This is a genomic window from Enterococcus sp. AZ062, from assembly GCF_051715065.1.
In the GTDB taxonomy this organism is placed as follows: domain Bacteria; phylum Bacillota; class Bacilli; order Lactobacillales; family Enterococcaceae; genus Enterococcus_B; species Enterococcus_B mundtii.
This window is the reverse complement of the sequence record NZ_JBIOTB010000001.1, coordinates 302561-315924: the sequence shown is the minus strand read 5'-3', so window position 1 is coordinate 315924 and position 13364 is coordinate 302561. Positions and strand designations below refer to the sequence as shown.

At 35.4% G+C, this 13364-nt stretch carries 12 protein-coding genes; 1 reads left to right on the top strand and 11 read right to left on the bottom strand.

What is annotated here, in order from left to right; translation table 11 throughout:
- Nucleotides 1–23: 23 nt before the first annotated feature.
- The 9 genes from IGJ00_RS01530 to sstT form a co-directional block, all read right to left on the bottom strand.
- Nucleotides 24–326, bottom strand: coding sequence for a PTS sugar transporter subunit IIB (locus IGJ00_RS01530; protein ID WP_010736508.1), 303 nt, complete (start codon nt 324–326; stop codon nt 24–26).
- Nucleotides 327–344: 18 nt separating this feature from the next.
- Entirely contained in the window at nt 345–2426 is a 2082-nt protein-coding gene (locus IGJ00_RS01525) for a BglG family transcription antiterminator (protein WP_438844035.1), read from the bottom strand.
- Nucleotides 2427–2703: 277 nt separating this feature from the next.
- Nucleotides 2704–3348 (bottom strand): DUF998 domain-containing protein, encoded by a 645-nt coding sequence (locus tag IGJ00_RS01520; RefSeq protein WP_086335349.1) that lies wholly within the window; start codon nt 3346–3348, stop codon nt 2704–2706.
- Between the two features lie 191 nt (nt 3349–3539).
- Nucleotides 3540–4280: a sugar isomerase domain-containing protein gene (locus IGJ00_RS01515; RefSeq protein ID WP_074799622.1), complete on the bottom strand. Its 741-nt coding sequence runs from the start codon at nt 4278–4280 to the stop codon at nt 3540–3542.
- Nucleotides 4281–5531: a PTS ascorbate transporter subunit IIC gene (locus IGJ00_RS01510; protein WP_104871887.1), complete on the bottom strand. Its 1251-nt coding sequence runs from the start codon at nt 5529–5531 to the stop codon at nt 4281–4283.
- A gap of 4 nt (nt 5532–5535) precedes the next feature.
- Nucleotides 5536–5817, bottom strand: a complete 282-nt coding sequence (locus tag IGJ00_RS01505; RefSeq protein WP_023518991.1) for a PTS sugar transporter subunit IIB — start codon at nt 5815–5817, stop codon at nt 5536–5538.
- Between the two features lie 13 nt (nt 5818–5830).
- Nucleotides 5831–6262: a PTS sugar transporter subunit IIA gene (locus tag IGJ00_RS01500; RefSeq protein WP_071866177.1), complete on the bottom strand. Its 432-nt coding sequence runs from the start codon at nt 6260–6262 to the stop codon at nt 5831–5833.
- Entirely contained in the window at nt 6259–7899 is a 1641-nt protein-coding gene (locus tag IGJ00_RS01495) for a BglG family transcription antiterminator (protein ID WP_438844034.1), read from the bottom strand. Before IGJ00_RS01495 ends, IGJ00_RS01500 begins: the two co-directional genes overlap by 4 nt.
- A 232-nt stretch (nt 7900–8131) precedes the next feature.
- The gene (gene sstT, locus IGJ00_RS01490; RefSeq protein ID WP_438844033.1) at nt 8132–9367 is read right to left on the bottom strand and encodes a serine/threonine transporter SstT; all 1236 of its coding nucleotides are present in this window, start codon (nt 9365–9367) and stop codon (nt 8132–8134) included.
- 260 nt (nt 9368–9627) lie between these two features.
- Between sstT and IGJ00_RS01485 the strand changes: the two genes are divergently transcribed.
- Nucleotides 9628–11274 carry a 6-pyruvoyl-tetrahydropterin synthase-related protein gene (locus tag IGJ00_RS01485; RefSeq protein ID WP_438844032.1) on the top strand — a complete coding sequence of 549 codons (1647 nt, stop codon included), beginning with the start codon at nt 9628–9630 and terminating at the stop codon, nt 11272–11274.
- Nucleotides 11275–11409: 135 nt separating this feature from the next.
- On the opposite strand, the gene IGJ00_RS01480 is transcribed toward IGJ00_RS01485, so the two are convergent.
- Together IGJ00_RS01480 and IGJ00_RS01475 are read right to left on the bottom strand one after the other, a co-directional pair.
- Nucleotides 11410–12123 carry a TIM44-like domain-containing protein gene (locus tag IGJ00_RS01480; RefSeq protein ID WP_438764131.1) on the bottom strand — a complete coding sequence of 238 codons (714 nt, stop codon included), beginning with the start codon at nt 12121–12123 and terminating at the stop codon, nt 11410–11412.
- 320 nt (nt 12124–12443) lie between these two features.
- Nucleotides 12444–13112: a hypothetical protein gene (locus IGJ00_RS01475; RefSeq protein WP_438844031.1), complete on the bottom strand. Its 669-nt coding sequence runs from the start codon at nt 13110–13112 to the stop codon at nt 12444–12446.
- Nucleotides 13113–13364: the final 252 nt, after the last annotated feature.

Sequence of the window (13364 nt, the reverse complement as noted above, 5' to 3'; positions counted from 1 at the left end):
TTTTCTCCCCCTATTTTTCTTGATTAGATAGCTCCCTTACTTTGTAAAACTGGTGTTAACTTCTCTTCGATCTCAACTTTTGAGACGATATTTTTCAAGTAAATCATGGCTGTTGTCGGATCAATGGTAAATTTCTCAAATTGTGAACGAAAATTCTCTGCGGTAATGATCACATCCGGCTTCATCGAAACGGCTGACGAAATATCACAATGATCCAGCTTAGCTGTCACTCCTAATTTATTCAATACATCTTCAGCTGACATTTGAGCGGCAAAACTACTTCCTAACCCTGCGCCACATACAAATAAAATATTCAATTTGTTCATTCCACTCTCTCCTTCTATCTACTTAAATAGTAGTTTTTTAAATGAATCTACATTAGGACTTTCGATCAAACGAGTCAATTTCGTTTCGTCATTGATCAACTCGATCAACTCTTTCATGATCGTTAAATGAGAATATGAATCCACCGCTGCTAAGCAGAAAATGATTTTAACCGGATCCATCTCTTCATTGCCAAAATCAACTGGCTGACGAATCGTCGCGACACTCACCCCTAACTTATTGACGCCATCTTCTGGTCTGGCATGGGCTAATGCCAGATGCTTGCCAATAACGATATAGGCGCCATACTCTTCTACTGCACGGACCATCGCATCAACATAACTTGACTCAACGATATTTTCTTTCAACAATGGTTTAGCCACTCGTTCAATCGCTTCTTGCCAATTGTCTACGTGTTCTTGGATCAATATATGATTATCTGTCAAAATGTCTTTTAGCATTGGTTGGATCTCCCTTTTATTGATTTCTAAATGATTTTGCTCAAATAATGTTTCTAATTTGGTGTAGATTGGCCGATCGATCTTGCCTCCACTTTCTTCCACGATCCGCAAGACATCGGTAAATAATTCTGTTTGCCCACTCTCTGTCGGAATCAGTCGTTGGACCTTTTGGTGAGCGTTTAAAAAATCTGCAATGATCGGACGATTCGCATCGGTTAAAATAGGCTCCAACACGAGCAACGGCTTGTTCTGATCTGCTAATTGGAACGTACTGAAAATCAAGTCGACATCTAACTTATCCACCAACTCCGCTTCTTTAGAACTCAATACCGCAACAACTTCAATTTGTGGGAACTTCTCTTTTAAATTTTCTGCTAATAGATTGCCTGTCGCCAGTCCATGGTGACAAACCACCACTGATTTATACATGTACGTGACATTCTGTTTGATCGTGCTAGCAACCGTCGAAAAATGGATCACTAGAAAAGCAAGTTCATCTTCGATTATCTCTCCCCCAATGACTTCCTCGATTGTTGGGACAAACAACTCAACGGCTTCATAGATGGGGCGGTAATTGGCCCGAATATTTTCTTTCAAAGGATTCGTGACTTGGATTCGATGTTTGATGCGAATGATCAAAGCTGTCATATGTTTATAAAGATTTTCACACAGGATTTCTTCTTTTAAGTGAAATGGGATACGGGTCTGTTCCTCGACGAATTGGATCAGTTGGATCGTCAACAGTTGTGCTTGGACCCATTCCAACGAATTACTGATATCTTTTGAACTGAATGTCTCGATCGTAAAACGAAGGTAGTTTCTTTCAACCGGCGGAACGTCTGTCAAACGAAACTCAGCGATCACCTTTTCAATAAAGTCAGTGAAACCGTCTTTTTTTTCGTTACTATTTTTCCAATTGATGGCTGCAATAAGTTCATGCTTTCTGACTCGCTGGACCCAAATCATCGTAAACAGCAACAGTTGATTTTTGTAGATATCATCTTCTTGTCTGATCATAGTATCTGTATAGATGGCTTCGAGCTTTACAATCTCCGAAGGTGGAAAATACTGTTGGAAACTTCTTTGAGCCGCAGTGATTTTCGTACCATTTCTTGCTGAAAAATCAATTCTTCCTAGATTCTTATTGATCAAGTCATAAATCATCGTGCGGATGGAGCGCTCCGCTCCTTTATAGACTAATCCCTGTCTACCAAAACTCACGATCTCGATACCGTATTTGATCAAATCCGCTCGCAAACGACGCATATCTTCGTCCATCGTACTTTTCGAGATCATGAATGCTTCTTCCTTACGATTCAAATAAACTGGCTGTTGCTCATAAGCAATTGATAACACTAAATCAAAGGTCCTCTCGTCACGATTCAACAACTCCTCTTGATAAGTCACCAATGCTTCTGCCAGTCTTTTTTCTTCCTCATCGCTTAAACGCAATAGAAACCCTTGCTTACGAACCGTTTGGATCTCTGCCAGCTGATTGGCTCGCAACCAACTATTGGCATCCAACACATCTTGACGAATCGTTCGTTGACTGACTTGGTACTCTAACGCTAATTGTTCCGCTTTGATTGGATAATGATATGCTCTAAATCTTTGAAGTAACTCAATCGTTCTCGTTTTCATATGATTGATTTTCCTTTCTGAACCAAGTATATGTTGGCGCTTCCAAAATAAAAAGTAGAGATTTCTGCCAATTAAGTTGGCAGAAAAGTAAGAACACCTTTATAAATTTTTTTAAGCAAGTTAGTAACAGAAGCACCTACTTTCGAGAAATAAGCCGCACAAGTCGAAAATAGTCTCTCCTATTTTTGGCTTGCGCGGCTCATTTTCTGAAAAAAAAAACTTCAGGAAGCTCGCTTATTCGATTGTTTAGAAATAACCCTTTCGCTCAACCAAACAGCTATTTTGTCACTCGTTTTAGTTGGTTGATACCTACTGATACGATCGTTAAATAATTGAAGAAGTAACTCAATCTTTGACAAAAACCTAGTTTATCCAATAGTGGAAGGTGATTCAGCACTGGGATCCTTGCCAGTCCGTAAATCATCGCACTCAGCAGACTCAAGCTTATTAAGACCATATACATTCGACTGATTGGTTGATTCGCTTCTTTTCGATAGAGCAATAAAGCAAAAACCGGAAATAAAAGAAAGCCACTATAACCTAAACTAGAACCAACATTATGTACCCACGTTGAGAAATCCCACGAAGTAGCTTGGGTGTTAAGACTAAACAATCCTGTAAAAAGGCAATCGCCTATTGCATAGAAACCTAGTGAAATAATCAACCATTTCGCTAAATGAGTAGATACTTTTTCAAACGAAGAATACAATGCAGGTAAGGATAAGATAAAAAAGATGCCTGAAAAAACAGAACAAACAAGAAAGAATGTTCTCACTGGACTTGTGACGTCACCGAATACACTGATTGGCAGCCTCAATTGATCTAAGCCTGGATAGAACAAGCCCAAAATATAAGGTGTCGAAAAATCACTCAACACTCCTAGAAATAAAAAATAAAGCCCATATCGTCGTAAAAAATCCATGTACTCCTCCAAAACACTTTTATTCTTATATACAGAATAACATTTTCAATTTAATTGCAAAACAAAAAATCCTATTGATTCTGTCACACTCAGTGAGTTAGGATCAAAGGATTTTTTGCTTTGACATAGCTTATTTACTATATTCTCAAAAAAGTTATCTTTTTAAAATCAATGGCTCACGACGCGCTAGTTTAAGTGAATGGATAATGAATGACCTCTTTGTACGTTTCAAATAATTCAGCATTCAATTGATCGCCACCATCTATATTGGCAGAATAGAAAATCGGTGGATGTTTCACTCCCTCAGAAATCAACTGTTCACAAACTTCTACAATGATCGTATTGAGAATGGACGCTCCAATCACCGTAGAAGAAGGCCCGACCTTTTGTGATAGACCTGTTAGTTCACAACACGCATCTCCGATATCGCCGTGGTTATCGATCACGATATCCGCAATTTCAAATAATCGTTTCCCTGATGAATGGCGACTAGTTACAGATTTCGAGTAGGATACATTTGTTAGTGCGATGATTTTTACTCCTTTTTCTTTTGCCACTTTAGCTAAGTCAATAATGATCGGGTTTCTGCCAGATACTGAATGAAGAATCAATACATCATTTTCTTTAAAAGGAATCGTTCCGGCTATGGCCATTCCATAGCCTTCTAATCGCTCCATTTGACTCGTAAAGGTTACTGGATTTCGATCCAACATCACTTCTCGTCCAAATATTGCATTGATCGTCATCATTCCTCCAGCGCGGTAATACATTTCCTCTGCTAAAATACCCGCGTGGCTGGCGCCAAAAATATAGATCGAATGTTTTTGTAAATTTGCTTGCGTCAATAATTTAATTGCTTCTCCAATTGATTGCCTTTCTTTTTCTTCGACAATTGTTAATAGTTCTCTGATTTTATCCATGTAACGAAACATTTAAAACCCTCCAAACAAACTGCTGATTCCTCGTCCAATCATTCCCCACAATGACAAATCGTTTCCGCCAAAAATCAAGATCCAACTTTGGATCGTTGTACTGAAAATCATGGCAGAAAAACCAACTAAAGCAACCATTGCGACAGATGCTGCAATCGTTCCGAGAACTGCCCCACGAAAACCGCCTTGGCCTTCACCAATGACTGCAGCTCCACCACATTCAAAGAAACTTGTAATGACCAATGGTACGATCAGTACACCAAATAACTGGAATGAATTTGCTAAGACAACTAAAATCGTTGAAGTGATCATCGCAACGATAAACCCAATAATGACCGCATTCGGACGATAATTGAATAGAATCGGGACATCAAAAGCAGGTTTCGCACCTGGTACCACTTTTTCAGCAATCCCTTGGAAAGCTGGAATAATTTGATTAATCAATAAACGAACACCATACAACATGATCAATAATCCAGCACCGAAATTCAACCCAGCTTCAATGGCAAACATAACAAGATTCCCACCTTCTGGAATCAAAACTGGTGCGATGATCCCAACTACCACATTCATAAGAAACATGACCAGTGCACCCGTTATCGAAATTTCACGGAAAAATGAAAGGTTCTCTGGAACATTGATATCTTCTGTCGATTTTTCTTTATTTCCCACACGCTTTGCCACAAATCCTGAAATCAATGATAAGATCCCTGTCGGATGACCGATCAAGAAAGAATCATCACCGGTAGCATCCCAAACATATTTGCGCATGATCCATGGCATGAATGACCAATAGCAAGCAGACAATAATGCACTGATCCCAATCAGTAAAGTGCCAGTTAGACCAGCCTCTACTCCGGCAGCTACAAATACAAATGGGAACCACCACAGCATGTGCCCAGTCAGAAAAATCGTTTTGACTGGTGTAAACCGAGCAATCAACAAATGGATGATCAATCCTAAAAACATGGCTAAACCGACTGTACCACCGTATTCTGCTGTAAAAGTCACATCAGATAACCCTTCAGTAACTTGCACACCTAATTGTGTCTGGACCGCTGTATTGATAGGAGCTATCGTCCCTACCAACATATTTACCCCAGCCGTTAACGCCACCATCCCAAAGGCTGCGGTCAAGGAACCTTTGATGATTTCTGAAAATGACTTTCGTTGGATGATCAAACCAATCATCGCGATCAGGGCTAAAAGAACAGGTGGATTTTTCAAAATATGATCGCTAATAAAATTCATCAGTCTAGCCCTCCTTGTTTGCTAAATATTGTTCTAATTGTGCTTTCACTTCATTTGTATCCATATATTTTTTGATTGGATAAACAGGCGCTTTGACCGAAGCTTTCAGTTCTGGAAGTAATTCATTACTAGTAAAATAAACATCTGCTTGAGTCGCTTTTGCTGAGGATAAATCAGTATTCTCTACTGTAGCTTTAAGACCTAACTCTTTGATCACCTTATCAATCGACATTTTTAAAACCATTGAACTTCCAACACCAAATCCACATACTGCTAAAATTTTCATTTTTTCTTCCTCCTTAGGTTAGTAATTGGATTATTTGTTCCTTATTTCCCGATAAAATAGTTTGATACTTTACTTCATCCATAAATATGGACATGATTTCTTGCAATTTCTCCAGATGGCTCTCACTATCTTTTGCAGCTAAGATCAAAAATATTTTCACCGCTTTTTCTTTCATATCTACTGCATTTTTTACGACTAAAAGACTCATGCTTTGTTCATTCACTCCTACGCCTGGTTTGGCGTGCATGAGGGCAAAATAGTCGGTTAAAACCATATATGGACCATGTTCTTCTACACTTTTGATCATATTATCCAAATAGGTATGCGCTATCATTTTACTTTTTAACAAAGGCTCACTTGCAATCTCAACGGCAGTCTCCCAATTTTCCACTGTATCGATTACTTGGATCTGCTCTTTTGCCAATAATGGATCAATTCTACTCATTCTTTTACCTCCAACATTTTTGAGATGAACCAGTTTTTATCACCAATCCCTTGCATGATCAGTTTCATCACTGCTTCAACTTCTTTCACATCTTCTTCTCGGATCATCAATAATACGATGATATCTGCTTTTTGCTTTCCCCAATCAACTGGTTTATCCGCTACTAATATCGCAATAGTAGTCTCTTCTACGAATAACGGATTACCATGAGGAATCACAAAACCGTTATCGAGATAGGTAGATTGGATTGCTTCTCGGTCAAAAATCGACTGGGTGTATTGTTCTTTTTTATAGTCATTTTTAAAGTTTTGCTGCTCAATCAGAAAATGGATTGCTTCTTCTTTTGACTCATAATGACCAAAATAAATATTGGCCGCAAGCAAGTGTTTTGTTTTTTCAGGTAATATCCGCCTTTCTTTCATATGCTCATGATCAATCACTAAATCGATATAATGATTCATGATTCGTTTCATATCACGACTAGTCACCATGGGCGAAATTCTGACGACAGGCTTTTCTTGCTTGGGTATATCTACTGTAGAAATAATAAAATCAATTTCTGATAGATCCATGTAAGTCAACTTGTCAATAGAGGCAGTTTCAATGCTGTCAATATCAGGTAAGATTCTTCGTATTTTGGCTGAAACAAATGAACTAGTTCCAATCCCATTCGGGCAGACAAATAATAATTTGTTCAATCGTTTGATTCTCTCGATAGCAGCTTGAAAATGGATGGTGACAAACCCAACTTCATCCTCAGACAGATTCACTTCACTTGGCCAACGAAAATCTTTTAATGCAAACCATACAACCCCATAAATGGACGGATAATTTTGTTTGATTTCATCAATCAAAGGATTGACGATCGTTGTTTGCGCTTCAATTCGTAAAAGTAATTGATACAGGTGTACTAGAAGATCTTCTTCTAAACGGTTATCTTGCGTTAAATCAATCTGGACACCTTCGCTAATCTTTTGAATCAATTGTCGAATTTTCCCACGAAAAGCAAAAGGAATATTTTCACTTTTCATAAAGAATTTCAAGCCACTTCCTACGATAATATAAGTTAAATATTGGACCTCTTCTTGCGTGAACTGATAAATTTTCTGGTCTTCTAATTTTTTTAATAGTTCATACACAAGCGGGTACTTGTTGAACTCCAAGAAATATTTTCCATACTGATTCTTACCAATCAAATCTATTTTTTTACCCTCTTTTGAGCGTTGGACAATCAATAAAATTGAAATCACAATGCTTTTGAAATAACTCTCTGGAATCTCCATTTGTTTTTCGTTGATTCCTTGCCGAAAAGCTTGCTCGATTCTTCTTAAAAGCTGCTGATCTACCAGCTCTGCTACCACTTCTAGTTCATTGAAATGATTAAGGATGGTCCGCTTCAACACACGTTGGATTTGAATTTCATTTCCTTCAAAAAATGTTCCCGAACGATCAAATGTCAAATTCAATCCTTCTTTGGTAAAAATATCCTTCACATAAGAAAGATCATTGGCAATACTACTTCGTGAGACAAAGTATTCATCAGAAAGCTGTTGGTAACTTAAGTGTTCAAAATTCAACAGTCGATTGAGAATGGTTATTCTGCGCATTTTATTTTCCTGATAGTGCATAACTTTCATTTTCCATCACCTTCTATATTTACTATAATTTTTCAAACAACCGATTAGAAGACCAAATAAATCATTAGAAAACAATGAGATAGTATGCACATTACTAATCGAAGTCTTTTTTTAGTATACTCAGAAACAACTAAATAATTCTACTCACAATAAAAGATATGAAAAAAGCCAACAGACGATTGCTGTTGACTTTAAAAAAAATGTAATTTGAAATGATGGTAGAAAGATTCCTCTATTGCAATTCATTCAAACGACTTTTGATTGAAACATTCTCCCCATTTCTCTTTCTAGCACCTAATTCACCAATTGCGGTAAATAGTAAGTCACTGGAAGAATTCAGAGCTGTTTCAACCGAATCTTGGATGACCCCAATAATAAATCCGATTCCTACCACTTGCATCGCAATGTCATTTGAGATGCCAAATAAGCTACAAGCTAAAGGAATCAACAGTAATGAACCACCAGCTACTCCAGATGCACCACAAGCAGCTAAAGCCGCCAAGATGCTTAAAATCAATTTCAAGCCAAAAGAAGCTTCGATCCCTAGTGCCTGGACAGTCGTTAATGTCATGACAGTGATCGTCACTGCCGCTCCCCCCATATTGATCGTTGCTCCTAATGGAATCGAAATGGCGTAAGATTCTTTTGTTAATTTCAGCTTTTCTGCCAACATCATATTGATCGGAATGTTCGCCGCAGAACTACGCGTAAAGAAAGCAGAGATTGCACTTTCTTTTAAACAAAAGAAAATCAATGGATAGGGATTTTCTTTGATAAACAAAAAAGTAAGTAATGGATAGATGACCAAAGCAACAAAGAGCATCGTTCCTACTAACACAAGAACTAATTGGAGATACTCGGTCAGTCCAGAAAGGCCTGTCGTTGCAATTGATTCATAGACTAACCCCAAAATACCGATTGGGGCGAAAGAAATAATCAATTGAACCACCTGTGACAATGCGACTGAAATCTGATCGATAACTTCTTTCGTTGCTTCCGTACGTGTCCGCAATGCCAAACCTAATAATACCGCCCAAAATAGCACACCTAAATAATTAGAATCAATAATTGCTTGAATTGGATTTTGAGTGACATTGGTCAGCATCGTTGATAAAACAGTCCCAATATTTTGAGGCGCTTGTTCCGAAGCAGTTTCTTGTAGTGTGATCGGCACCGTAAAAATCGAACTAGTGATCACCGCCACAAAAGCCGCTAAAAAAGTTCCACCTAGATACAATCCTAAAATTGGCTTTACAAACGTTTCATTCCCCATCTTATGTTTCGCAATCGAAGCAGCAGTCAAGAAAAACACTAACAGCGGCGCAATCGCTTTTAAACAACTAACAAACAACGTTCCTAATAAAGCAATAAATCCCCAGGTCGGTAAAAAAATACCAAGTATTATACCAATTAAAATACCACAACCAATACGTTGAACTAACGACAATTTCAAAAATTTCTCTAACAAATAATCACCCCTTTATAGTTTAACAACCATTCTAACATCTTCATGAGAGAAACAAAAGAATAATTTTCAGAAAATTCTTGTTATTTATCTTTTTAGTAATTACTTATTTTTATAATTAAGTTTTATCTAATCGTGCAATGTTACGCTTTATTATTTAGATTTATTAAAGGAACAAACTTTAAAAGCAGTTTATTAAATAACCAATGTATGTTATAATATTATGAAATGTTCTTAGTAATAGATGAAAAAAGGAGAAAAAGATGAAAAAGAATAAATATCAATTAATAGATATCATGTTTATGCTTTGCTTAAGTATGATATATGTACTACCTTTATTTTTGACACATGGAATCTTACATAACTCGTCTCAAGACACATATTTTCATTTGTCACGCCTTGTAGGTTTAGATAATGTATGGGATTCTCCAGTCAATTTTAATAATTTTGCCCATCATGGTACTATGATAAACGTTTTCTACCCTTGGTTAACTTTTTACCCGGCTAGTTTTTTCTTTAAAATTACAGGTAATCTTGTAATGAGTTATAATTTATACTATTTTTTCATAACATTTTTAACAATGTTAATAGCTTACTTCTCAATGAATAAATTAAAAAGAAACAGATACATCGCTCTGCTATTTTCTATCATATATACATTTGCAGGCTATCGCGCAATTGATATCTTTTTTAGAGCCTCACTAGGAGAAGCAGTTGCTTTAACCTTTTTACCTCTAATATTGGTTGGTTGTTATGAAATATATGTGGGCGATCATAGCAAGTGGTATTGGCTTACTATTGGTATGACTTTAGTAGTCTATACACATTTGCTATCGGTAGCAATGGTTACAGGCTTTATAGCTCTCACCATAATTTTATCTTTTTATTTTTGGAATAATAAAATGTCTAGATTATTAAGCTTGTTAAAAGCAACTATAGTGACCTTTTTATTAAGTGCGGCTTTTTTAATTCCATTTATTCAGCAATCTAGCGCACAAGAACTCAAAGTACCTCAAGGAAGAGAATTAATCGGGATGGCTCCTAGTGATATGCTCTCTCATATTTTAAATAATAATTATAAAAACTTTACGATCGGATTACTTATTTTTATTGGAATATTAGTAACTTGTACTTTTATAAAAAAATTGCAAATATTTGATAAATTTATTTATGCTATGGGTATAATCACACTTTTCTGTTCTACTAGTTTATTCCCTTGGCAGTTACTTAACAGTACTCCCATAAAGAATCTTCAATTTGTCTGGAGATTAAATGGCTTTACTTCATTGTTTTTAGCTTATACAATAAGTATCTTAATCTATTATAATTTATATAATAAAAAAAATATGATAAAAATCATCAGTGTTACTCTAATTGGGATTACCTTTCATTTTTCAGGGGTAATTAATCTAGTAGCGAATAATGACTCATTAACTCACATCAAACCTGAAAATGCTATTTCTGCTGCCGAGAACTACCAGCATACTGATTATGCAAATAAAGAATCAATAAAATATCCAGATGTTATTAACAATAATAAATACTTCCTTAATAATGAGGAAATAAAACCCGAGACTTCTTTTACTAATAGTAAATATACAATTAAAGTTGATAATAAAAATAATGAAAAATCAGTTTTCACAACATCTCTTTACCATTATGATGGACAAATCGCAACAGTTAATAACACTCCAGTTGAAACTTCTTTATCTTCAATAGGTACAACTGAGTTAGTCATCCCACCCGGTAAAAACACAATTGTGATTACTTATACCTATACAAATCTCGCTATTTTCGCAAGATATATCTCTCTAATTTCATTGATGATTTTCCTAATTTTTCTCTTATATAATTCCTATAAGACTAAGTTAGGATCCCATTATACTCATATCACGAATGACATTTTTTAGTTATTTAATCATGATAGAGAATCATCTATTTTAATAACTATAAAAAGAGGACTGAAGCATCTTTTTGATTCTTCAATCCTCTTTTTTGTCATCTTATTTTATATGGTTAATCATTTATCCTCTAAAGACACGCTATCAATCTAAAAATATCGGTTGAATAAAATCTGCTTGCCAAATTTTGTCTTTTTCAGAGTAGTTGAAATACCATACTTGCGAAAAATAAAGCCTTTCCCGCTTATCTCCTGAAATCAACTGCTGGTTCTTTCGATCGACTAAGTAATCGAAACAACTAAAATCGATTCGAATAGAGAAACTAGTATCATTGATTTGTCGGTAGTTAGCCAATTCTTGAATGGCTATTTTCGTTGTATGATTTCTTACACCTTCATCTTTATTTTTTTGTAATACTTGCTGATGCTCTTCAAATAATCTTGAAGTATAACAATTTCTTACTTTTTCAGGAGCCTCTTCTTCCCAAGATTTTTGTATTGCATAAAAGATTCTGTTAATCTCAGAAAGCAATTTTTTCTTTTCACGCTTTGTTCCAGGCATTCTTGATAACAAATCATTGATATCCATATTTTGCGTTTTCTTTTTTTTAAATAAAGAAAAAACAAATATACTTCCTAATGATAAGCCAACAAAGAGAAAATCTTCTGATGTACTGTTACTATTAGTCGTCCGACTCCTCCGATAATAGGAATTGGAACCTCCCCCTATCGAACCGCCACCAGAGCCCCCACCGGTTGAACTACCACCATGCCCACCTGCTACGGCAAAAGTTTGAACGGGCGTAAAAAACAAAAAAGCCATGATCAATAGACAAATCACTTGATAAGTTTTCTTCATCTGAACCCTCTTTCTCAATCCCCCACGATGATACCTTATCAAATAATTATTACAAGATTCCTATGGAACAATGAATGATTTCCTAATTTTTCTTTATTTGGTAGGATTTCATGATAGATACTCAAAGATACAGCACCTATGCTCCTAAATGCTTAAAGGTGGACTTAAAAATAAATACATATTCTATATAAACTTAAATTTTGGAAATTCTAGTAGTCATATTCTTTCTTTTCAAACATTCTTCTGTTTATTCCCGTAATAGATTAGAATAATGGTTTCAAATGTACAATCCTTTCAATTGATGATCTTTCATGTGATTTTTATCTTTTTTCAATTTGATATTTAGAAGATACATCTGGAACTTCTCTAAAATTTGATATGATTTTTCCAAATATTAATGAAATTGTAGGTGATACTAATGAAACAAAAATAACTTTCCAAAGATCACCTGATAAAATTGCCGATATAAATAGGTAACCTACAAACATACCATATACACATGATAAAAAATTACTCAGAACAACATAAATTTTTGACCTTTTATTTTCAACAAGTACTAACTGTACAATTGTCGTATCTTTAACGATTTCTTTCACTTTCTTATTGTTATGTAATAGTCGACAGGTCGATATTATTCCATATGTACTAAGAACACTACCAATCAATAGAGCTAAATATATTGATTCAAGATAGCCCAAAAATATAAGAAAAGGACTAATTACACAGGTTCCAAAAATTCCGTAAGATTCAGGAACATAAAATTGTATTTCAGAAATTTTTTTACCTTCAAAAATTTCTGCTGATCCAGTTACTTTATATGCAGTCCAACTTTTTTTCCGAGCGTTGTTGTAAAAGGTACTAAACGGAAAAAAGTTTCTCAGCCTCATTAACTTAAAATAATCAACAATGTACACTCCATCATGTAATTCCAGTAGATAATATCTGCCATTAATTCTTTTAATACCTTGGGCACAGTTGTTTCCTACCATCTAAAGCCTCCTTCAAGTTTCTCAGTTGATTCTGGAAAATTTATCACTATAAGCTATTACTTAATTAGTTTCAGAACAGTTCTATAGTATTTTATTTCTGTTATTCCATATTAATAACTAAATTTTTAAAACCCAAAAGTTTCTAGTTCCTCTTCAATCTCTCTTTCAATCACTAATTTAGGATAGGGCACATTTCTGGATATACTCCCTAGTAATTATTCCCATATAGTAAAAACTTTATTTCTTTTTTAT

What these genes read in the sequence shown, in the direction of transcription:
- IGJ00_RS01530 (WP_010736508.1), bottom strand. Translation starts at nt 326, where the DNA reads ATGAACAAATTGAATATTTTATTTGTATGTGGCGCAGGGTTAGGAAGT.
- IGJ00_RS01475 (WP_438844031.1), bottom strand. Translation starts at nt 13,112, where the DNA reads ATGGTAGGAAACAACTGTGCCCAAGGTATTAAAAGAATTAATGGCAGA.
- IGJ00_RS01510 (WP_104871887.1), bottom strand. Translation starts at nt 5,531, where the DNA reads ATGAATTTTATTAGCGATCATATTTTGAAAAATCCACCTGTTCTTTTA.
- IGJ00_RS01485 (WP_438844032.1), top strand. Translation starts at nt 9,628, where the DNA reads ATGAAAAAGAATAAATATCAATTAATAGATATCATGTTTATGCTTTGC.
- IGJ00_RS01495 (WP_438844034.1), bottom strand. Translation starts at nt 7,899, where the DNA reads ATGAAAGTTATGCACTATCAGGAAAATAAAATGCGCAGAATAACCATT.
- IGJ00_RS01525 (WP_438844035.1), bottom strand. Translation starts at nt 2,426, where the DNA reads ATGAAAACGAGAACGATTGAGTTACTTCAAAGATTTAGAGCATATCAT.
- IGJ00_RS01500 (WP_071866177.1), bottom strand. Translation starts at nt 6,262, where the DNA reads ATGAGTAGAATTGATCCATTATTGGCAAAAGAGCAGATCCAAGTAATC.
- IGJ00_RS01515 (WP_074799622.1), bottom strand. Translation starts at nt 4,280, where the DNA reads ATGTTTCGTTACATGGATAAAATCAGAGAACTATTAACAATTGTCGAA.
- IGJ00_RS01520 (WP_086335349.1), bottom strand. Translation starts at nt 3,348, where the DNA reads ATGGATTTTTTACGACGATATGGGCTTTATTTTTTATTTCTAGGAGTG.
- IGJ00_RS01480 (WP_438764131.1), bottom strand. Translation starts at nt 12,123, where the DNA reads ATGAAGAAAACTTATCAAGTGATTTGTCTATTGATCATGGCTTTTTTG.
- IGJ00_RS01505 (WP_023518991.1), bottom strand. Translation starts at nt 5,817, where the DNA reads ATGAAAATTTTAGCAGTATGTGGATTTGGTGTTGGAAGTTCAATGGTT.